At 69.4% G+C, this 19,921-nt stretch carries 18 protein-coding genes; 8 read left to right on the plus strand and 10 right to left on the minus strand.

The annotated features are described in order from the left end of the window. Position 1 precedes the first annotated feature (1 nt). Positions 2-580: a DUF1638 domain-containing protein gene (locus ACH34W_RS12695; protein WP_395960999.1), complete on the plus strand. Its 579-nt coding sequence runs from the start codon at positions 2-4 to the stop codon at positions 578-580. Here ACH34W_RS12695 and uvrA read toward each other — a convergent pair. After that, positions 577-3,414 (minus strand): excinuclease ABC subunit UvrA, encoded by a 2,838-nt coding sequence (gene uvrA, locus ACH34W_RS12700; protein WP_395961000.1) that lies wholly within the window; start codon positions 3,412-3,414, stop codon positions 577-579. The genes ACH34W_RS12695 and uvrA overlap by 4 nt on opposite strands. Before the next feature lie 198 nt (positions 3,415-3,612). Continuing rightward, positions 3,613-4,473, minus strand: coding sequence for an SMP-30/gluconolactonase/LRE family protein (locus ACH34W_RS12705; RefSeq protein WP_395961001.1), 861 nt, complete (start codon positions 4,471-4,473; stop codon positions 3,613-3,615). A 270-nt stretch (positions 4,474-4,743) separates the two neighbouring features. On the opposite strand from ACH34W_RS12705, the gene ACH34W_RS12710 reads away from it, so the two are divergent. The 3 genes from ACH34W_RS12710 (at position 4,744) to ACH34W_RS12720 (ending at position 7,425) form a co-directional block, all read left to right on the plus strand. Beyond that, positions 4,744-5,049: a hypothetical protein gene (locus ACH34W_RS12710; protein WP_395961002.1), complete on the plus strand. Its 306-nt coding sequence runs from the start codon at positions 4,744-4,746 to the stop codon at positions 5,047-5,049. Continuing rightward, positions 5,046-6,605 carry an amidase gene (locus ACH34W_RS12715; RefSeq protein ID WP_395961003.1) on the plus strand — a complete coding sequence of 520 codons (1,560 nt, stop codon included), beginning with the start codon at positions 5,046-5,048 and terminating at the stop codon, positions 6,603-6,605. Before ACH34W_RS12710 ends, ACH34W_RS12715 begins: the two co-directional genes overlap by 4 nt. A gap of 73 nt (positions 6,606-6,678) precedes the next feature. Beyond that, the gene (locus ACH34W_RS12720; RefSeq protein WP_395961004.1) at positions 6,679-7,425 is read left to right on the plus strand and encodes a maleylpyruvate isomerase family mycothiol-dependent enzyme; all 747 of its coding nucleotides are present in this window, start codon (positions 6,679-6,681) and stop codon (positions 7,423-7,425) included. Here ACH34W_RS12720 and ACH34W_RS12725 read toward each other — a convergent pair. The 3 genes from ACH34W_RS12725 to ACH34W_RS12735 all read right to left on the minus strand — a co-directional run bounded on the left by ACH34W_RS12725 (position 7,420) and on the right by ACH34W_RS12735 (position 12,630). After that, positions 7,420-8,235 carry a Crp/Fnr family transcriptional regulator gene (locus ACH34W_RS12725; RefSeq protein ID WP_395961005.1) on the minus strand — a complete coding sequence of 272 codons (816 nt, stop codon included), beginning with the start codon at positions 8,233-8,235 and terminating at the stop codon, positions 7,420-7,422. The genes ACH34W_RS12720 and ACH34W_RS12725 overlap by 6 nt on opposite strands. Positions 8,236-8,317: 82 nt before the next feature. After that, positions 8,318-12,142 carry a tetratricopeptide repeat protein gene (locus ACH34W_RS12730; RefSeq protein WP_395961006.1) on the minus strand — a complete coding sequence of 1,275 codons (3,825 nt, stop codon included), beginning with the start codon at positions 12,140-12,142 and terminating at the stop codon, positions 8,318-8,320. Continuing rightward, positions 12,139-12,630 carry a hypothetical protein gene (locus tag ACH34W_RS12735; RefSeq protein ID WP_395961007.1) on the minus strand — a complete coding sequence of 164 codons (492 nt, stop codon included), beginning with the start codon at positions 12,628-12,630 and terminating at the stop codon, positions 12,139-12,141. Before ACH34W_RS12735 ends, ACH34W_RS12730 begins: the two co-directional genes overlap by 4 nt. Before the next feature lie 167 nt (positions 12,631-12,797). Here ACH34W_RS12735 and ACH34W_RS12740 point away from each other — a divergent pair, with 167 nt between their 5' ends. Further along, entirely contained in the window at positions 12,798-13,451 is a 654-nt protein-coding gene (locus tag ACH34W_RS12740) for an MBL fold metallo-hydrolase (RefSeq protein ID WP_395961008.1), read from the plus strand. Between the two features lie 484 nt (positions 13,452-13,935). Next, positions 13,936-14,271, plus strand: a complete 336-nt coding sequence (locus ACH34W_RS12745; RefSeq protein WP_395961009.1) for a LysR family transcriptional regulator substrate-binding protein — start codon at positions 13,936-13,938, stop codon at positions 14,269-14,271. A gap of 136 nt (positions 14,272-14,407) precedes the next feature. Here ACH34W_RS12745 and ACH34W_RS12750 read toward each other — a convergent pair whose 3' ends face one another. The 5 genes from ACH34W_RS12750 to ACH34W_RS12770 are packed head-to-tail and all read right to left on the minus strand — an operon-like array spanning position 14,408 to position 18,357. After that, positions 14,408-15,229, minus strand: coding sequence for an alpha/beta fold hydrolase (locus ACH34W_RS12750; RefSeq protein ID WP_395961010.1), 822 nt, complete (start codon positions 15,227-15,229; stop codon positions 14,408-14,410). Then, a complete protein-coding gene (locus tag ACH34W_RS12755; protein WP_395961011.1) occupies positions 15,226-16,410 on the minus strand; it encodes an aminotransferase class I/II-fold pyridoxal phosphate-dependent enzyme in 1,185 nt (394 codons plus the stop codon). Before ACH34W_RS12755 ends, ACH34W_RS12750 begins: the two co-directional genes overlap by 4 nt. A gap of 5 nt (positions 16,411-16,415) precedes the next feature. After that, positions 16,416-17,030 (minus strand): RraA family protein, encoded by a 615-nt coding sequence (locus ACH34W_RS12760; RefSeq protein WP_395961012.1) that lies wholly within the window; start codon positions 17,028-17,030, stop codon positions 16,416-16,418. Next, a complete protein-coding gene (locus ACH34W_RS12765) occupies positions 17,027-17,692 on the minus strand; it encodes an RraA family protein (protein WP_395961013.1) in 666 nt (221 codons plus the stop codon). The genes ACH34W_RS12760 and ACH34W_RS12765 overlap by 4 nt, the downstream gene beginning before the upstream one ends. After that, on the minus strand, positions 17,689-18,357 hold the full coding sequence (locus tag ACH34W_RS12770) for an RraA family protein (protein WP_395961014.1): 669 nt from the start codon (positions 18,355-18,357) through the stop codon (positions 17,689-17,691). The genes ACH34W_RS12765 and ACH34W_RS12770 overlap by 4 nt, the downstream gene beginning before the upstream one ends. 74 nt (positions 18,358-18,431) lie before the next feature. Here ACH34W_RS12770 and ACH34W_RS12775 point away from each other — a divergent pair, with 74 nt between their 5' ends. Both ACH34W_RS12775 and ACH34W_RS12780 read left to right on the plus strand, forming a co-directional pair. Continuing rightward, positions 18,432-19,337: a LysR substrate-binding domain-containing protein gene (locus tag ACH34W_RS12775; RefSeq protein ID WP_395961015.1), complete on the plus strand. Its 906-nt coding sequence runs from the start codon at positions 18,432-18,434 to the stop codon at positions 19,335-19,337. Between the two features lie 50 nt (positions 19,338-19,387). Beyond that, positions 19,388-19,531, plus strand: coding sequence for a hypothetical protein (locus ACH34W_RS12780; RefSeq protein ID WP_395961016.1), 144 nt, complete (start codon positions 19,388-19,390; stop codon positions 19,529-19,531). Positions 19,532-19,921: the final 390 nt, after the last annotated feature.

A 19,921-nucleotide genomic window follows, 5' to 3' on the forward strand; every position in this document is an offset into this window, starting at 1 on the left:
AGTGGCCTGCGGGGCACTGGCGCCGCACATAGCTGAGATCAGGACCCGCCGTGGCTGGCCGGTCGACATCCACGCCCTGGCCCCGCTCCTGCACAACCACCCCGACCGTATACCGGCCGCAGTCGAAGATCAGGTCAGCTTGCTGCGCTTCTCGTACAACCGCGTCGCCGTCGCCTACGCCGACTGCGGCACCTACGGAGCCCTTGACGAGGTCTGCAAGCGCCTGAACGTGCGCCGCCTGAACGGCTCCCACTGCTACGAGATCTTCGCCGGGCCCGGCTCCTGGGAGGCGCTCCTGAACGAGGAGCCCGGCACCTACGTCCTCACCGACTTCCTCGTCCGCTCGTTCCGGCAGACCGTGATCGCCCAGCTCGGCCTCGACCACCACCCTGAGCTGCACCCCGACTACTTCCGGCACTACCGCCGCGTGGTCTGGCTCGCCCAGTCGCCCACGCCCGAACTCCGCGCCGCAGCCGAGGCCGCCGCCGCGTCCCTCCGCCTCCCCCTGACCGTCCTGCCTGTCGGCACACAAGGCCTCGAAGCAGAGCTGGAAAGTCTCCTAGACGATGCGGACCCCTAGTCGAGCATCTTGGCCAGGAAGGTGCCGGTGTGGCTGGCCTCGACCTTGGCGACCTCCTCGGGGGTACCGGTGGCGACGATGGTGCCGCCACGCGAGCCGCCCTCGGGGCCCATGTCGATGATCCAGTCGGCGGTCTTGATGACGTCCAGGTTGTGCTCGATGACGATCACCGTGTTGCCCTTGTCGACCAGGCCGTTGAGCACGCCGAGGAGCTTGCGGATGTCCTCGAAGTGCAGGCCGGTGGTCGGCTCGTCCAGCACGTAGATCGTCCGGCCGGTGGAGCGCTTTTGCAGCTCGGCGGCCAGCTTGACGCGCTGTGCCTCGCCACCCGACAGGGTCGGCGCGGGCTGGCCGAGGCGGACATAGCCGAGGCCGACGTCGTTGAGGGTCTTGAGGTGCCGGTGAATGGCGGTGATCGGCTCGAAGAAGACCGCGGCCTCCTCGATCGGCATGTCGAGGATCTCGGAGATCGTCTTGCCCTTGTAGTGGACCTCCAGGGTCTCCCGGTTGTAGCGGGCGCCGTGGCAGACCTCACACGGGACGTAGACGTCCGGCAGGAAGTTCATCTCGATCTTGATGGTGCCGTCGCCGGAGCAGTTCTCGCAGCGGCCGCCCTTGACGTTGAAGGAGAAGCGGCCCTGCTGGTAGCCGCGCACCTTGGCCTCGGTGGTCTGCGCGAACAGCTTGCGGATGTGGTCGAAGACACCCGTGTAGGTGGCCGGGTTGGACCGGGGCGTACGGCCGATCGGCGACTGGTCGACGTGCACGACCTTGTCGAGCTGGTCGATGCCGTTGACCCGCTTGTGCTTGCCGGGCACCACGCGCGCGTTGTTGAGCTGCTTGGCGAGCGAGTTGTAGAGGATGTCGTTGACCAGGGTCGACTTGCCGGAGCCCGAGACGCCGGTGACCGCGGTGAACACGCCCAGCGGGAACGCGACGTCGACGTTCTGGAGGTTGTTCTGCGCGGCGCCCTTGACCGTGACCTCGCGGCCCTTGGTCCGCGGCCGGCGGATGGCCGGGATCTCGATCTTGCGGCGGCCGGCCAGGTAGGCGCCGGTCAGGGACTTGTCCGAGCTGAGCATGTCCTCGAGCGTGCCGGACACGACGATCTCGCCGCCGTGCTCGCCCGCGCGCGGGCCGATGTCGACGATCCAGTCGGCGGCCTGGATGGTGTCCTCGTCGTGCTCGACGACGATCAGCGTGTTGCCCATGTCACGGAGCCGGATGAGGGTCTCCAGAAGCCGGTGGTTGTCACGCTGGTGCAGGCCGATGGACGGCTCGTCCAGCACGTACAGCACACCGACCAAGCCGGAACCGATCTGCGTGGCCAGCCGGATCCGCTGCGCCTCGCCACCGGCGAGGGTGGCCGACGCGCGGTCGAGGGTCAGGTAGTCGAGGCCCACGTCGAGCAGGAAGCCGAGCCGGGCGTTGACCTCCTTGAGGACCCGCTCGGCGATGTGCGACTCGCGCTCGTCCAGCTCCATGGCCAGCAGGAACTTGGCGCATTCGCCGATGGGCATGGCCGCGACCTCGGCGATCGACTTGCCGCCCATGGTGACCGCGAGGATGACGGGCTTGAGCCGCGCGCCGTCGCAGGTCGGGCACGGGATCTCCCGCATGTAGCCCTCGAAGCGCTCGCGGGTCGCGTCGCTCTCGGACTCGGCGTGCCGCCGCTGGATGTAGGGGATCGCCCCTTCGTAGGCCGTGTAGTAGGAGCGCGTCCGGCCGTAACGGTTTTTGTAGCGGACGTGGACCTGGGTCTCGTGGCCGTTGAGCACGGCCTTGCGCGCCTTGGCGGGCAGCTTTTCCCAGGGGGTGTTGAGGTCGAAGCCCATGGCGTCGCCGAGGGCCGACAGCAGCCGCAGGAAGTAGTCGCTGACATGCCCGTTGGACCACGGCTGGATCGCGCCCTCCCCCAGCGTCTTCTCGACGTCGGGGACGATCAGCTCGGGGTCGACCTCCATGCGGGTGCCGAGGCCCGTGCAGTCAGGGCAGGCGCCGTAGGGCGAGTTGAACGAGAACGAGCGCGGCTCCAGCTCGTCGAACGACAGGTCGTCGTACGGGCAGTAGAGGTGCTCGGAGAACATCCGGGTGCGGTGCTCGTCGTCCTCGGGAAGATCGACGAAGTCGAGCACGATCGTGCCGCCGGCCAGCCCCAGCGCGGTCTCCACCGAGTCGGCGAGCCGCTGGCGTGCCGAGTCTTTGACCGCGAGGCGGTCGACGACCACCGCGATGTCGTGCTTTTCCTGCTTCTTGAGGCGCGGCGGCTCGTCGAGCCTGATCATGACGCCGTCGACGAGCGCGCGGGAGTAGCCCTTGGACTGCAGCTCGCGGAAGAGCTCCAAGTATTCGCCCTTGCGGCCGCGGATGACCGGGGCGAGCACCTGGAACCGGGTGCCCTCCTCCAGCTCCAGCACCCGGTCGACGATCTGCTGCGGCGCCTGGCGGCTGATCGGCCGGGCGCACTCGGGACAGTGCGGGTGGCCGATCCGTGCGTACAGCAACCGCAGGTAGTCATAGACCTCGGTGATGGTGCCGACGGTCGAACGCGGGTTCTTACTGGTCGACTTCTGGTCGATGGACACCGCCGGGGACAGCCCCTCGATGAAGTCCACGTCGGGCTTGTCCATCTGCCCGAGGAACTGCCGGGCATAGGCCGACAGGGACTCCACGTACCGGCGCTGCCCCTCGGCGAAGATCGTGTCGAACGCCAGACTCGACTTGCCGGACCCGGACAGCCCGGTGAACACGATCATGGAGTCCCGCGGCAGGTCGAGCGAGACGTCCTTCAGGTTGTGCTCGCGTGCTCCACGCACGATGAGTCGGTCATGCACAGCGTTCTTCCCGGTTCCTCTTTGGGGCGCGGCGAATAGAGACAGAAAACGTCGGTCTCAGGCTAGCCAGGGGGTACGACAGAATCCCTGTCCTGCGACAACAGCGGCGAGCGCCTTCGCATTTCGAACCGTACACGTGTTCGAAGATCTCTCGCCACCGGAACGCGTCCGGCTCGCCACCCGCCCCAAGCGGGCGGGCTACCTGTGCACTTTAACCCCGACCACGTTGTAGGTGGTGTCGGGCGTCGGCGTCGTCGTGAACCGGGCGTTCGGCAAGTAGAGGCGTCCCTTGAACGAGGCGACCGTGCTGGGCACGTCGAAACGGGTGTCGCTGATCCGCCGGACCACCCGCGCCGAGGTGCCAGACCGGTTGAGCTTCAGGACGGCGATGACGTTGGAGCGGTTCTGCACCACGTACAGCGTGTTTCCGTGCCGCAACATTCCGTCGCCGTTGACCAGCGACTCGCCGCCCAGATCCACCGTCCGCGTCACACCGGTCTTCGGGTCGACCCGGAAGAGCTTCCCGGCGTTGCTCTGGACGATCAGCAGGGCCTTGCCGTCCGGCGTCGACTCGATGCCGTTGGCGTTCGGGCCCGTCGGGTTGAAGACCAGATCACCGCTCAAGGCCAGCCGCTCGACCTTGTTGGGCAGCCCGTCCCGCCCGAGCCGCATCTTGTACAGCGCAGGCTGCGGAGTGGCGGAGTCGGTGAACCACGCCGTGCCGCGCGTCACAAGGACGTCGTTGATGAACGTCGGCGTCCCGCTCGTCAGCTGGTGGCTGGAGATGATCCGCCCGGTCCGCGCGTCCACGACTCGCGCCGTCCCTGCGGGCCCGCCCGCCGCGAAGATCCGCCCGCGCCGGTCGAGCTTGATCCCGACCGTCGGCGTGCCCGGCCCCTGGCTGATGACCGAGCCCTTCCCGGTCCGCAGATCGGCCCGGTAGATGTCCCCGTCCGCCAGCGACCCGACATAGGCGAACGGCCCAGACCCGGTCGCGATCCCCTCGGGCCGCCACCCGTTCGGCAGTTGGAACTCACCGACCAGACCCCCACGATGCACAGAGGCCTCCGCCGGAGGCAGAAAGGCGACCCCAAGGATCCCAGCGGACACGACGGCACCAGCACGGCGCAACATAACGATCACTCCCTCTCGGAAGATCAAGTCTTACATCGCCGTGAACATCATTAAACCCCCCACCCCTGGCCACACCGCGCCATCCCGGCCGAGCCGGGCTGGAACGTTACACCTCGTGGACACGACCGAAATCCGCCTGAAACGGCTGTCCGATGGGGTCACTCCTCAAGATCCACTGATTGACGAGGAGGGGCTGTGGGCGTGCCGGCGGACGAGGAACTCGACAGGTTGATCACGGCACGGCTCGCTCTTGCGGGGGTTGACCTGGATCAACTGCCCGACAAGCCCGACCCGGCGACGGGCGCGCCCACCCGCGCGCAGGCGATGGAGTATTTGCGCACGTTCCTCGCCGGTCCCAAGGTCGACGGGCAGCGGAGGGGCGGCCGACCCGCGGCGTTGAACACCTGGCGGCCCCTGGCCGACGCCACGCTGGCGCAGCAGGTCGCCGCGCCTCTGGAGTACCCGTCCATCGTCCAGGCCTGGACGGGAGAGGCGCGATGAGCCGCAACGTCTCCCGCCGTTTGTTCCTGGCCCGTACAAGTGCGGTCACGGGGGCTGCGGCTCTCGCGACGGTGCCCGCCCGGGCTCAGGCCGTTCCGCTGAAGACCTCGCTGCCGGACGTTCAGGTCCGCAAGGCCGTTCTCTCCGATCCCACAGAGGCGACACTTGCCGAGGCCGCCTGGCTGATCCGGCGGGGCAAACTGACCTCGACCGCGCTTGTACGGGCATATCTCGAACGCATCGAGGCTTACGACGCGACCTACCAGGCGTATGCGACGGTCACGGCGAAGCAGGCGCTGGCGGATGCCGCCAAGGCCGACCGCAGGCGTACCGGGCCCCTCGCAGGCATCCCGCTCTGCATCAAGGACAACTTCTTCACGGCGGGCGTGCGCACGGCAGCCAACTCGTTCATCTTCGACACGTTCACTCCCCCGTACGACGCGACCGCCGTCGCCCGGCTCAGCAAGGCAGGCGCGATCATGCTCGGCAAGGGCCAGATGGGGCCGCTGGCCACCACGCGCGCGACCACGCCCGACGGCCGGATCACCACGGTGAACGCGTGGACGCCGAGTGATCCCCGCGTCGATCCCGGCGGCTCGTCCACCGGGCCGGCCTGCGCGGTGGCGGGCCGGATGGCCACGTCGTCGATCGGGACGCAGACCGGCGGGAGCATCGTGCTGCCGTCCAACCAGCAGAACCTCACCGGCCTCAAGCCGACGATGGGCCGCACCTCCGTGTACGGGGTGATCCCGCTCTCCTACACCCGCGACCACGTCGGCCCCCTCGCCCGCGACGCGATGGACGCAGCGATCATGTTGTCGGTGCTCGCCGGGCCGGACGCGCACGACCCGCGTACGCTCGGGCTCCCGCGTCCGCCCGACTTCGTGCGGTCGGCAACCCCGGTACGGCGCGACGGGAAGGCACGGCTGCGCCGCACGACCCGGATCGGCGTGCCCGCCGACTACTTGAGCACGTCCGATCCCGAGGTGCTGGCGGCCCGCAAGGAGTTCCTCGCGACCCTGGAGAAGATCCCGGGGGCGCGCCTGGTGAACGTCACGTACCCGGCCGACTGGGGCTTGCTGACCGGCACGTTCAACGACGCGCGGCTGGCCGAGCGCACCGAACCGTTCCGGCCCTTCTTGCAGAAGGACCTGACCAAGTTCGGAGTCTCACTGCTGAGCTGGCTCGGCGGCCTGATGTTGTCCGGCGACGAGTGGATCACAGCCCAGCGCGCCAAGGCGCATTTGCTGGAAGAGGTCCTGGACGACGTGCTGGAACGCTGTGACGTGGTGCTGCAGACCTCGCCGGTGCCGTTCGACATCCTCGGACTGCCCGAGATCGGCTTCCCGATCGGCTTCGACGCGGGCGTTCCGGTGGGCACGATCCTCGGCGGCGGGCCGTACGAGGAGGACCGCCTGCTGGAGGTCGTCGCCGCGTACCAGGCGGTGACGGACTGGCATTGGCGCCGCCCGGCCAACCCGCCCGCGGGCGGAGTGCGCGCGAAGGCCGCACCCCGGCGCCTGGATCCGTTCGAGGCGGCCGAGGAGAGCGCCTGACACAGTAGCCGTGGCGTCGTTCACTCCTAGCTTCGCACCGGGGAGTATGGACCCGGACGAGAGGAGTGGCGTCATGCGCGACTGGAGAAAGGTCCTGGAGGAGATCGACTCGGGGACCGAACGGGTCGTGACCACGTTGTCCGGGCTGTCGGACGAGGAGATGGCCGCCCCCTCGGCGCTGCCGGGGTGGACGCGCGCACACGTGGCCACCCACATCGCGCGCAACGCCGACTCCCTCTGGAACCTCCTCGAATGGGCGCGGACGGGCGTGGAGATCCCGCAGTATCCGAGCTTCGCGGCGCGCGACGCCGACATCGAGGCGGGCGCCGCGCGGTGCCGGTCCGCGCTGGTCGCCGACGTCCGGGCGACGGCCGCGCGGTTCTCCGAGCAGGCTCGTAGCCTGCCGTCTGCGGCGTGGGACGCGAAGGTACGGGCGATGCCGGGGTTCGAGCATCCCGCCTGGTATTCGGTGTACCGGCGCTTGAACGAGGTCGAGGCGCATCACGTGGATCTCGCGGCGGGGTACGGACCGGCGGACTGGCCCGAGACGTACGTGCGGTGGGCATTGCCCTCGACGCTCAGGGATCTGGCCGCCCTCCCGGCCGAGTTGCAGGGCGAGGTCGGCGGATTCCGGCTCATCGCGACCGACACCGGCGAGTCGGCTGATCTCGGCAACGCGGCGGGACCGGTCATCTCTGGCTCCGGCCGCGCGTTGCTCGGCTGGCTCAGCGGCCGTTCCGACGGCTCCGGCCTGGCGCTGCGCCCCGACGGGGCGCTTCCCGTACCGCCACCATGGCCGCACGCGCCCAGCGGCCTATGAACGCCAGCCTCCCTCCGGCTCTGCGCCACCTGGATTGGCGGCGCCTGGGCTAGCGGCGCCTGGGTTGGCTGCGCCTGGGTTGGGCGCGCCTGGGTTGGGCGCGCCTGGGTTGGGCGCGCCTGGGGCCAGGTCTTCCAGGTCTTCGTCGTCGCCGGCCAGACGGTGGAGGACGTCCGGTGAGCGTGCGATGATCATGTTGCGGGTGACCGCGAGGCCGCCGCGGACGCGTTCGCCGGCGAGGATCTGGGCGACCTTCCGGCGGCCCATGCCCGCCCACCGGCCGAGGTCCTGCTGGCAGACCGGCAGCCGGACAACGACCGTCCCGTCCTCTGCAGGGTCGCCGAAGCGCGCGAAGAGGCGGAGGAGGCGCGTGCCGAGGCGCCGTTCGGCGTTGTCGGGGAAGTGCGAGATCCGGAGCTCGTTGGCGTCGCGGAGCCGTTCGGCGAGGACGCCCGCGACCGCCCACACCCACTCGGGATCCGCGTTCAGCACCGTCCGGAAGCGGTCGGCGGGCAGCACCAGCGCCTGGACCGGGGTGAGCGCCTCCACGTTGGCCTCGCGCACGCCGCCGTCCACGGCCTCCAGTTCCCCGACCAGGTCACCGGGGCCGAGCACGTCGAGGATGACCCGTTCTCCCGCCTGGTCGACCCAGACCTGCACCGCCCCCGAGCGCAGCACGTACACCTGGGACGACCGGTTGTGCTGGCGCGTCAGGAACGCGCCCTGCCTGATCAGGACCGAGGTGCCGGCCTCCTCGAGCGCCCTGCGCCCCGGGCCGGGCAGCGCGGTCCAGAACGTGCTGATGACCATCGACGCCCTCCCCATTCAAGTGAACGCGGCAGTGCGACGATGAACTGCGTAAAACGACACACGTGAGCTCGGCCAATAAAGATCATTCTGCCTCGGGCACCACCTCCGCGTCATTGCCCTCGGACTCCAGCCACATGTCGATGGCGCGCATCCGGCGGGTGCAGTCGTCGGCTGCGGTCTCGTCGCCGAGCGCCACGTGCGAGTCGCGCAGCTTCTCGAGCGCGGTGCGCTGGCCGCGGTGGTCGCCGACCTCGCGGCGGATGATGATCTCGGCGGCGAAGTGCCCGGCCGCTTCGGGATGGCGGCCTTGCCGCTGGCAGGCGCGGCCCATGGTGTGCATCGAGTACGCCTGCTCACGGGCATCGCCGAGCCGGATCGCCAGGTCCAGCGCCTCCTTGCCGGTCGCCAGGGCCTCGTCGGTGCGGTCGAGATCGAGGTAGATCGCCGCGAGGTGGACCAGCGCGGTGCCCTCGCTGTGCCGGTCACCGACCTCGCCCAGGACGCGCAACGCCTCCAGTTCGGTCTGCAGCGCCTCGTCAAGGCGGCCACTGCGGCGCAGTACAAGGGCGTAGGTGTCCAGGCCGGTGCCCAGCCCATAGCGGTCGCCGATGTCGCGGCGGATCTCCAGGGCTTGGGTGGCGGCGCGTTCGGCCTCCTGGTGCAGGCCCAGGCACAGATAGGTACGGGCGACGCTGCCGAGCGTGCCGGCCAGGCCATCTTGGGCGCCGAGCCGGTGCCACAGGTCGAGCGCTTCGAGACCGAGTACGAACGCTTCCTGGTAGCGGTTGAGGCGCCGCATCACCATCGACAGGTGTTCCAGGTCGTGCGCCTCTCCGTGCAGGTCGCCGATCTCACGGCGGATCTCCAGCGCGCGGGCGATCTGTTCGCGGGCCTCCCGGTAGCGGCCCAGCCGCCAGTGCACGATGCCGACCTGAGCGAGAGCTTCGGCTTCGCCATGCCGGTCTCCTATCTCCCGCTGCAGCCGCAGCGCGTCGCCGCAGTAGGTGAACGCCTCGGCGAAGCGGGCGGCATCGCACATCAGCCGACCCAGGGTGGTGAGCGCGCGCGCCTCACCATGACGGGCGCCCAGGGCCCGGTAGGTCTCCAGTGCCTTTTCGGCGTCCTGCTGTGCCAGGTCACGCAGGCCCAGCGAGGTGTACACGCGCGCCAGCTCAGTCAGGGCCTGGGCCTCACCGTGCCGGTCGGCGAGCTCCTGCCGGATGAAGAGTGCTTCGAGAGCATGGGACACCGCGGCGTCGATGGCCCCACGCCGCCGGTGCACCCGTGCGATGGTGAGCAGTGTCTCGGCCACACCCGCCGCGTCACCGATGTGACGGCGGATTTCCAGCGCCTTCCTCGCGTTCTCCAGGGTGGCCTCGTAGTCGGCCAGGCCAAGGAAACTCTTGGCGAGAGTCTCGTGCCCTCTGGCCACACCGCTGCTGTCGTTCAGGGACTCGTGGATGGCGAGCGATTTTCGTGCTCGTTCGATCGCTGTCATGTAGCGGCCGAGCGCGCCATGCACGTCGGCGAGGGTGGCCAGCGCCAGCGCCTCGCCCCGACGGTCGGGAGGATCGGCGGAACGGAACCCGCGCCTGGCGTCCTCGCCGTAGCCGATGGCCTGCACAGACCCGCCGAGGTCGAAGTGTGCCACCGCGAGGTTGTGCAACATGACCGCCGCCGCAGGCCAGTCCTCCTCTGTCCGAGCAGCCCGCAGCCCCGCCAGATGCACGGCGATGTTGTCCTCGCTGTAACGCCGGAACTCCTGGAAGTCGAACAACGAGTCGGCCAACTCCCAGCACGTGCGATGCAGACCGTGCTGAGCCGCCAGATGCACAGCAGCGACCAGGTTGCGCCGTTCAGCCTCAAACCACGCCAGGCTCTGCGCCCGCTCCGCCGGGTCTGGTGGCGACGCCGGTTCCTCGGCGCCCTCCAGTACGGGACGTCCCCCTAGGCCCAGCGCCTGCCCCGCCTCACGCGCCTCCGCCAGGTAGGCACCCAGCAACCGCCGCTGCGCCGCGAGCCGGTCGTTGTCGTCGTCCTCACTCAGGCCACGTTCACGGGCGAAGTCCCGCAACAGGTCGTGCATACGGAACCGGCCAGACGACACATCGTGCACCAGATACGCCTGGCACAACCCGTCCAGCAGCTCATGTGCCTCGGCCACCGGCCGATCCATCAAAGCCGCCAGCGCGGTGGCAGTGAAATCTGGCCCGGGAACGAGCCCGATCCTGCGGAACGCCTCGCGCTGATCGCGGCGCAGCCCTCGATAGGCGACATCGAAGGTCGGACTGAGCACACCATGCAATCCGCCGGTCGCAGGCAGGCCGCTCGTGGCGATCCCCGGCTCGTACGGCGCCGGCGCCGGCTCATCGTGGTCCGCCAACTCCCGCACCGCGTCGGCGATCGACTCCTCGGGATTCTCCGCCAGCCGCCCCGCCATGATGCCCAGTGCCAGCGGCAGGAACCCGCACTCGCCCGCGAGCCGTACCGCCGCCTTCTCGTCGTCGCGTACGCGGCGGTCCCCCGGTCCAAGGACGGCGGCCATCAGATCGACCGCCTCCTGCGGCATCATCTCCCGCAACTCCAGCGCCCGGATGTCGGCGCCGTCGAGCAGGTCCGGCAGCTGCCGCCGGCTGGTCACCATCGCCAGCCCCGCCCCCATGGCACTCAGCAGCGGCCGGACCTGCTCGGCCCCCGCCGCGTTGTCCAGCACCAGCAACACCCGCCGGTCGGCCAGCACCGACCGGCACTGCGCGATCAACCCGCCCTCCGTACGCGGCAGCTGATCGCCCGGCACCCCCATCCCCCGCAGCACCTGCCCCATCGCCTCCCCCGCGGTGACAGGAGCCCGCGTCGTCCCCCGCAGATCCACGAAGATCACCCCATCCGGGAAACGGATGGAGACCCGATGCGCCCAGTGCAGAGCCAGCGTGGTCTTCCCGACCCCGGCCATCCCCTGAACTATCACCGCCCGCGGCATCTCCGTCTGGGAGACCAGCAGGTCCAGTTTGCGCAGCCCGACCTCGCGGCCGGTGAAGAACGGGTTGTCCGGCGGCAGCCTCAGCACCGGCGGGCCACTGTCCGACGACTGAAGCCGTACGGGCGAACGAGTGGCGATCCGTACGCTGATCGCCTCCTCCCCCACCGGCATGGCAGGCACGGGAACCGCAGGACGCGGCGGCTCCGGGGCCGCAGGCCACTCGTCTCCCCACGGGCTGGCCGCCCGCCGCAGCGCCTCCGGAGCGAGAACGGTCAGCGGACGGCTGCGGCTGTCCAGGATGCCCTTGGACCTCCATACCCGGAACCAGCGCACCAGGGTCTCGCGGGAGATGCCCGCCCAGTTCGCCAGATCGGCCTGACTGAGCCGCAGCGGAATCTGCACACCGTGCGCGGTGGCGACGCCAAACCGATGCGCCAACTCCAACAAGTGATACGCCAGACGCTGCGGATGCTCAGCCGCCCGTACCGCATGACGACGTCCGCCATAGGCGTCGCCCTCGGCAATGGTGTGCATCATCGCCTCGGCCACCTGTGGATTGGCCGCAAGCAAACTGGCGAACTGCCGCCGGTCGATGCGCAGCACCGATATCTGATCCAGCGCGGCCACCGTCCCCCGCTGCGGATGCCCCCACGGCGCGAGCGTCCCCACCAGATCGCCCGGCCCGAACAGATCGATGATGGACTCATCGCCTTCGCTGGAGTCCACGAACTCCTTCGCCACCGCGTTCGACACGGTACGCGCGTTCGCCTTGAACACAACGAACACACCCGGCGCCACCACTCCCTGGTGGCAGACCATCCCGCCCTTGGGGATCTCCGAACGCCGCCCCATCGCCCGCAGCGCCTGCCGGTCCGTGACCGCGAGCCGATCCCAGAAGCTGCCTCGCCTCACATCGTCGTCGATCACAGCGCCACCATCGCCATCGTCCAGATGACGAACGACACGGCCGTCACCATCCCCCACACCACCGCCCTCCAGGACAACTCCGAGCAGCGGTGCGCCGCCGCCAGCAACCGGCGCAGCTCTCCATCCCGCACCCGAGCGTCAAGCGCGGTGTCCAGCGCGAACGGCTTCCATGGCACAGCCGGATCGAGCGGCGACCCCGTGTTGCCCCGGGCGGTACTCAGCGCCGCCACCAGCGTCATCCGCGACCGGACCACGAAGCCCGCCGACCCCGCGTAAGCAACAACGAGCACCCCGAGCAGGACCACCTGAATGACCCCGGGCCGAACCGCGGCCAGCTGCGCGATCACTCCCACTCCGACCACCACCAGCAGCACCGCCGCGATGAGCCCGTCCTGCCCGCACAGCCGCACCAGCGCGCAGGCCTGCCGCAGCAGTTCCTCTGGAGCGTCGTCCCCGCGCGGAGGGCCGACCGGGGAAGTCCTCGTCACCACCGCGTCACCGTCCTCTCGACCTGACCTTCCACGAACGATCGTGCGTCAAGAATCCGTCAGGAACCACCCGGTACGGCACGCTTGCGCTGAGTCTGGTGACTCAATTCCTGCCTGCCGGCCCCGCATGAGAGAGGATGGAGCCGCGAGCACCCCGAGGAGGACACATGAGCTACACCGGTCACGTCGAGGTCGGCGGCAAGCCCGACGTCCGGGAGCTGCCCGGTCTCTCGATCACCAAGGTCGCCGTCGGCCCGTACGACAACAACGCCTACCTGCTCCGCTGCACCGCGACCGGCGACCAGCTGCTCATCGACGCCGCCAACGAGGCCGCCCGACTCCTTGAACTCATCGGCGACGGCCCCCTCAGCCGCGTCGTCACCACCCATCGCCACCAAGACCACTGGATGGCCCTGAGCGACGTCGTTCAAGCAACAGGCGCCCCCGTCGTAGCCCACCCCTTCGACATCGAGCCCCTCCCAGAACCCGTAGCCGAACCCGTAGAGAACGGCGACACCCTCCAAGTAGGCCAAGCCACCCTCGAGGTCATCCACCTACGCGGCCACACCCCCGGCTCGATCGCCCTCCTCTACACCGAAGCCGACCGCCCCCACCTCTTCACCGGCGACAGCCTCTTCCCAGGAGGCGTAGGCAACACCTGGGGCGACCCGACCCGCTTCAAACAACTCATGACCGACGTAACCGAGCGAGTCTTCGACCGCCTCCCCGACAACACCTGGTTCTACCCCGGCCACGGCAAAGACTCGACCCTAGGCCGAGAACGCCCCAGCATCCCCGACTGGTGGCACCGCGGCTGGTAAACCCTCAGCCCAACAGCCGCCAACACCACAATCCAGCCAACACCAAAGCGCCCGGCCTTGCACCTCATGTCAGGGCATAGGGCGTGGTGGGTAGCTGTCCGCGGCAACAGTGCTGGTGGCGATCGTGGTGCCGCTTGAGTGGAGGATCCAGACGACGCCACACTGGCTCACGTGGCTGTGCTTATGCGCGCCGACTCGGGGAGCGGCACAAGCCAGTTCACGCGTCCCGGCCGCCGGCTGCCGTACTCGATCGGATTCACCATCGACTAGCAGGCCCAGGAGCCGATCCTCGCCGTCCCCGAACGGGCCTGGCAACAGACCTACAACGGCGACGGACAAGTTCGGGACGGCGCATGGGCCACCGAGATCACCGACATGCTCGACCTGTCGTTCTGGGCCGAGGGCATGCGGTTCATCGTTCGCCGCGAACGTCCCCACCCCGGCGCGCAGCTGCGCTTCACCGACGGGGCGTACACCGCTTCACTTGCTTTGTTACCAATGCCAAGACCGGCAGCTCGCCGACCTGGAGCGGACGCTCGCCGGCGACGGCGCGCGACCACGGATTGTGTTCCGAACCGCCGGCCACGAACCCATCGTGTCCATGGTGCGGGCGGGCATGGGCTCGGCGGTGCTGCCATGGCTCGCCCTCCACGGATCCGATGCCTGGTCCGACGACCGGCTCAGCATCCACCAACTGCAGCCATCGCCCACCTGCACGTGGTACCTGTACTGGCCGGCCGGACGCACCCAATCGCCACTCGCGACCCGGGCCATCGACATCGCCGTCGAAGGCGCCAAAGAGCTGGCCAGCCAGATGTGACATCGGACGAGTTCCGATGTGCCAGATCTGGCAGCCGCGGCACCCGAGCATCTGGTGGAGGTGTTGTCCGGGTCTGAGTGGCGGGGCTGCTGGTCCCTCTGGGCCGGCTTACGTCGTCTTTCCCACGGCCGAGCGGTCAGGAGTGGGCGTCGGCGCGTGAGACGAGGTCGGCGATGCGGGTCCACATCTGCGGCGGGTTGGAGTACATCGGGAAGTGGGCGCAGTGCTCGATCTCGGCGAGTTCGACACTGCCTTCGGCCAGGGCGCGGAGATAGGACAGGGCGTTGTTCTGCTTCCCGTACATGAACATCTTCGGCGTGGGGAGTTGGAGGAACCGGTCGAGTAGCTTGCCGTGGTCGGAGAGATCGACCATGGACTCGAAGATCACCCTGACCGCTGCGGCCCGGATCTTGTGGGGAAGGCTGGAGGCGTACAGGGCGCCACCGTAGAAGCGTGAGTTGCCGACGCGTTCGGCGAACCGTGCCAGGAACTCGTCGGGGTTGTCGTGGGAGTGGGTGAGGATCTGTCGGCTGAGGAAGCAGTCCTCGGGTGCGAGGTTGCCCTCGATGTTGGTGAAACTCGCGATCCTGGTGGGGTCGCTGTCGGCGAGCAGGAGTGCGGTCAGGCCGCCCATCGAGTGCCCGACGAGGTGGAACCGGTCGATCTGCCGGGCTTTGAGGACCTGCTCGGCAACGGAGACGAGGAAGGGGATGGAGACGGCGGCAAGGTCCGCGCAGGTACTGGTGCCGCAGCCGGGCGCGTCGTAGGCGAGGACGGGGCGGTCAGCGAGCCGTTCGTGCTGGATGACGTCTGCGTAGTCCTCCTTGGTCGAGCCGAAGCCGTGGAGGAACACCAGGGGTGTGCCGGTGCCGCCTCGGTGGAGGCCGGACACCTCGATGCGGGTTGCATCGACGGTGAGGGGGAGGGTGAAGCGTTCGAGTTTCCTGACAGGGCTCATCGGGCCTCCTCGATCTGTCGTACGGTCGGCTCGGGCGTTCCCGTGTGCCCGAGGGCGGTTATGAGTCGGTCGATCGCGGTGATCAGCGTGTGGTCGTCGACGGCGAAGCACACGCGCATGCGACCGGGTGCGTTGAACGCCTCGCTGGGGACGACCGCGAGATGGGCGGTGTCGAGGAGCCATGCGGCGAGGTCGGCGCTGCTGGCCCATCCGCGGTCGCGGAGCAGTGCGCTGACGTCGGGGAAGGCGAACATGCCGCCGTCCGGCAGCGGGCAGTCGACGCCGTCGATACGGTTCAGCGCCTCCACCAGCAGCGCACGCCGGCGCCGGTAGTCGTCGGCGGCCTCGACGGGCGTGGCGGTGTCGCCCAGGGCGGCGAGGGCGGCTCGCTGGTTGACCGTCGGCACGTGGGTGATGGTGCGGGAGACGTGCAGTCGCGCTGAGGCGATGATCTGCGGTGGTGCCGCGAGCCAGCCGACGCGCCAGCCGGTCATGGCGTGTTCCTTGGACACTCCGCCGACGATGACGGTGTGGCCGCACAGGTGCGGGGCCACCTGCAGGATCGACCGGTGGGTACCGGTGTAGTCGAACGCCCGGTAGATGTCGTCGCTGACGACCCAGATGCCGTGCCGCTGCGCCCAGTCGGCGATCTGCCGCAGCGAGGACGCGGGATGGACGGCGCCGGTGGGGTTGCCGGGGCTGGAGAGAATCACCGCCCGGGTGCGCGGGGTACGGCAGCGGTCCAGGGCCTCGGCCGAGACACGGTACTCCTCGTCGGTGGCGACTGGGACGGGGGTGCCGCGGGCGGCGGTGACGACCTCGGCGTGCCCGGGCCAGCCGGGCGCGGCGACCAGGACCTCGTCACCGGCGTCGATCAGGGCCTGGCCGGCGAGGAAGAGGGCATGCTTCGCGCCGAGGGTGATCTGGACGTCGTTCGCGCTCCAGGGGAGCCGGGTGTCATCGGCGAGGTTGGTGGCGACGAGCGCGCGCAGGGCGGGGTCGCCCTGGGCCGTTCCGTAGTGGTGGGTGGCGGGGTCGCGGACGGCGGTCACGGCGGCTTCCACGACCACGGCGCTGGTGGCGGCCTGGGGCTCTCCGGCGGCGAGGGTGATGACGTCGGCGCCCTGGGCACGGAGCGCTTCGGCCCTGGCGGCCACAGCGAAGATCGGGTTGTCCGTCATCGGCGTCACCGCCCGGCCGTTTCGAAGTTGTTGTACAGGTCGAGGGTGCTGTGGCCTTCCCGCAGCCGTTTCATCAGCTCGTTCTCGTGGGTCACGCGCGCGTCGGCGCGGTCGAGGATCCGGTCGATGTCGGACGCGGGAAGGGCCACGACTCCGTCGACGTCACCGACGATGAGGTCGCCGGGGTGGACCGTGATGCCGCCGACCTTGACGGGACACCCGAGAACGCCGCGGAAGTCCTTGCGGGTGCCGAGGATCGCGTTGTTGCGCGAGAAGACCGGGAAGCCGAGCGCTGCGGTCTCCGCGGCGTCCCGGACGCCGCCGTCGATGAGCAGGCCCGCGATCCGGCGGTGCTGGGCGGCCACGGTGAGGATCTCGCCCCAGTGGCCGAAGCGGGCGCCGCCGACGTCGGCGACCAGGACGGAGCCGGGTGGCGCCTGTAGTACGGCGTGGTGCAGGGCGAGGTTGTCGCCACCGGCGCCCTGCACGGTGAACGCCGGGCCGCACAGCCAGGCACCGGTCCACAGCAACCGGATCTCCGGGGACAGCGCCACGTCGAGTCCGGACGCTTCGGACAGGGTCGCGCTGGAGTGGCCACGGGCGAGATCGTTCGTGCTCACGAGGGGGCCTTCCGGGTCTGAAGCGAGTGGTAGCCGTGCTCGGCGCGCGCCCCGGCAAGCGTGGCACCGCCGCGGACGGCCGCGACAATGGCCTCTTCGACGCGGTCGATACGCCGGGCGAGGTCCGCGACCTCGTCCCAGTGCGCGGCGGGGACGACCACGGCGCCGTCGTCGTCGGCCACGAGGATGTCGCCGGGGTGGATGAGGACGCCGTCGATGGTGACGGCCGTCTGGACGGCGGCCACCCGGACGCGGTCCTTGCCGGTGCGCATGAACCGGGAGACCGACCAAATCGGGTATCCGGCGGCGGTCGCGACGGCGACGTCACGGCAGGCGCCGTGGATCACGGTGCCCGCGATGCCGCGCTGGTGGGCGGTCTGGCTCATGATGCCGCCCCACACCGTACAGTCGCTGCGGCCGGCGTTGTCGATCAGGATCACCGCGCCGGCGGGCACGTCGTCCAGGAAGTCGCCCACCGTGCCGCCGGCCTCGTCAACCGGCTCGTAGGTCACCGTGAAGACCGGCCCGACGACCCGCTGGCCCTCACGCAACGCGCCGATGCCGTGGAGGGATCCGGGGAGCCCGAGCGAGTCGAGGGCGTCGGAGACCGACGCGGTGGACAGGCCGGTGGCGAGGTTCGAGATACCGGTGGGGGCGCTCATCGGGCCTGCTCCTCCTTCTGTCCGGCGAGGCGGGCGTCGTGCATGGCCTGGGAAAGGGGCGTGCCCGCGCGCACCTCGTCTGCGATGGCGCGCTCCCGGACAACGATCGCGGTGGTGATCTCCGCCACTTCCTCGGCCCGGTCCCGCGGGACGACGACAAGACCGGTCTCATCGGCGACGACGACATCGCCCTGCTCGACCGCCAGCCCAGCGACGTTGACCGGCTCGCCGGCGGAGCGCTGCTGCAGCCTGCCCCGCGCCGTGACCGGGATCGAACCCCGCGAGAACACCGGGAAACCCAGCTCGCGTGCCTCCGCCACGTCGCGGCACACGCCGTCAGCGACGACACCGCGGACCCCGCGCTGGACCGCGCCCAGGCTCAGGATGCCGCCCCAGCACGACACGTCGGTGCGGCCCTGGTTGTCGACGACGATCACGCTCTGGTCGTCCGAGCTCTCGACGGCCGTGGTGGCGATGTGGGCTCCGGCAGGGCCTTCAGTGCGCGGTTCGAGCCCCACGGTGACGGCGAACCCCACGACCGCCGCGGGCCCCCACACCGGACGGATGCCACCAACTCCGGAGGGAAGCCCGAGCTGGTCGAGCGCGTCGCTGACCGCGGCGGAGTCGAGCGCCGCGAAGCGGTCCAGGAGAGGTGAGTTGCCCATGGCTTCCACTTCAACAGCCTCCAGCTATATTCGGAAGTTCTGATTTCCTCTATCAGTAAGAGGCTGAGCGAATCATGGTCGAGATCCGGCAGGCCCGGTACTTCGTCGCGGTCGCCGAGGAGCTCCACTTCGGCCGCGCGGCCAAGCGGCTGCAGATGTCCCAGCCACCGCTGTCCCAGGCGATCAAGCAGCTCGAACAACAGCTCGGGTGCGAACTGCTGCACCGCACCCAGCGGTCAGTCGCCCTCAGCCCCGCCGGAGCCGTCTTCCTGGACCACTGCCGCGCCCTGATCCGCCACGCCGAGGAAGCCGAAGCCGCCGCCCGGCAGGCCGCCACCGGGCGCGGCGGGCGACTGAGCCTGGGCGCCGTCGCCTCGGCCTTCTCCTGGCCCCTGCCGCTCGTGCTGGAGCGATTCCACGAGGCCCTGCCGGACGTCGAGATCCGCACCCAGGAGATCGACACCCACGAGGCCGCAGTGGGGCTGCTCGACCGCTCGCTCGACTGGGCGATCGTGCGCCAGACCGCGCCGGTGCGCGGCACCACGGCGACCTTGCTCTTCGCCGACCGGTTCGTCGCGGCTCTGCCCCTCCACCACCCCGCCGCCGATGCCACCGGCCCGTTGGGCCTGGCGGACCTCGCGGGCGGCCCGTGGGTGTGGCTGCACCGCCACATCTCCCCCGACTACCACGACGCCATGGCGACCATGTGCCGGGCGGCCGGATTCAGCCCTGTCCCGGCCCATTGGGCGCGGTCGGTGATCTCGCAGATCGCCATGGTCGAATGCGGGCTCGGCGTCACCATCGTGCCCGCCGCGGCATCCGCGTCACGCCCCGCCGTCCGCTTCAGACCACTCCATCACGCGACGGCGACCATCGACCTCACCGCCATGACGAGATCCAACCCCGGTGCGCTGGCCGAACACCTCACAGCCATTGCGACACAACTGACCACGGCACAGGCACCACCGCCGCACAATTGACTTCGAAGGGCGAACACAGAGGTCCGGTAACGGGCATTCGCATGGCGCGGATGTTCTCCGAGGAGCAGCTGGAGCGGTTGCGGTCATTTCCCGACATCGGCCGTGATGATCTGATCCGCTTCTTCACGCTGTCGCCGACGTGGCGTTTTGTGGATCCGAGGCGTGCGCCTGGTGATCGGCTTGGGCTTGAATGATCACGAGCATGGCCGGCACCTACAGATCTGGCGGGCAGGTGGACCCGTAGGCGCGCTCAACCTTGGCCAGATCAGCAGGCCGACCAGGATGAAGAACCCATCATTTAGCTGGCGACCGAAGTTTTCTGATGGAGCAGCACCTCGATGTTCTTCGTAACCAGTACCGATATAACGCGCCGCTGTGCAGCGGAAGCGAAACCTGGTGAGTTCCGGGTTCGACCGGGATTCGGCGTGACGAATCTCGTTGTGGCCGGGTGTGGCCGCTCATGTACGCAGAGTCTCAGCGGCTTGCTGATCCGCATACACTGGCGTCGCGTGTCCAGGTGATTGCCTTTCGCGTCACATGAATCTGCAGCATTCACCGCTCCCACTGTGCGCGCAAAATCAGGC

Origin of the sequence: Actinomadura sp. 6N118, from assembly GCF_044326415.1 — a bacterium.
Classification (GTDB): Bacteria; Actinomycetota; Actinomycetes; order Streptosporangiales; family Streptosporangiaceae; genus Spirillospora.

Bases quoted from the DNA above. Each gene is read 5' to 3' on its own strand.
- ACH34W_RS12715 (WP_395961003.1), top strand. From the start codon at position 5,046: ATGAGCCGCAACGTCTCCCGCCGTTTGTTCCTGGCCCGTACAAGTGCG.
- ACH34W_RS12720 (WP_395961004.1), top strand. From the start codon at position 6,679: ATGCGCGACTGGAGAAAGGTCCTGGAGGAGATCGACTCGGGGACCGAA.
- ACH34W_RS12725 (WP_395961005.1), bottom strand. From the start codon at position 8,235: ATGGTCATCAGCACGTTCTGGACCGCGCTGCCCGGCCCGGGGCGCAGG.
- ACH34W_RS12740 (WP_395961008.1), top strand. From the start codon at position 12,798: ATGAGCTACACCGGTCACGTCGAGGTCGGCGGCAAGCCCGACGTCCGG.
- ACH34W_RS12750 (WP_395961010.1), bottom strand. From the start codon at position 15,229: ATGAGCCCTGTCAGGAAACTCGAACGCTTCACCCTCCCCCTCACCGTC.
- ACH34W_RS12755 (WP_395961011.1), bottom strand. From the start codon at position 16,410: ATGACGGACAACCCGATCTTCGCTGTGGCCGCCAGGGCCGAAGCGCTC.
- ACH34W_RS12765 (WP_395961013.1), bottom strand. From the start codon at position 17,692: ATGAGCGCCCCCACCGGTATCTCGAACCTCGCCACCGGCCTGTCCACC.
- ACH34W_RS12770 (WP_395961014.1), bottom strand. From the start codon at position 18,357: ATGGGCAACTCACCTCTCCTGGACCGCTTCGCGGCGCTCGACTCCGCC.
- ACH34W_RS12775 (WP_395961015.1), top strand. From the start codon at position 18,432: ATGGTCGAGATCCGGCAGGCCCGGTACTTCGTCGCGGTCGCCGAGGAG.
- ACH34W_RS12780 (WP_395961016.1), top strand. From the start codon at position 19,388: ATGTTCTCCGAGGAGCAGCTGGAGCGGTTGCGGTCATTTCCCGACATC.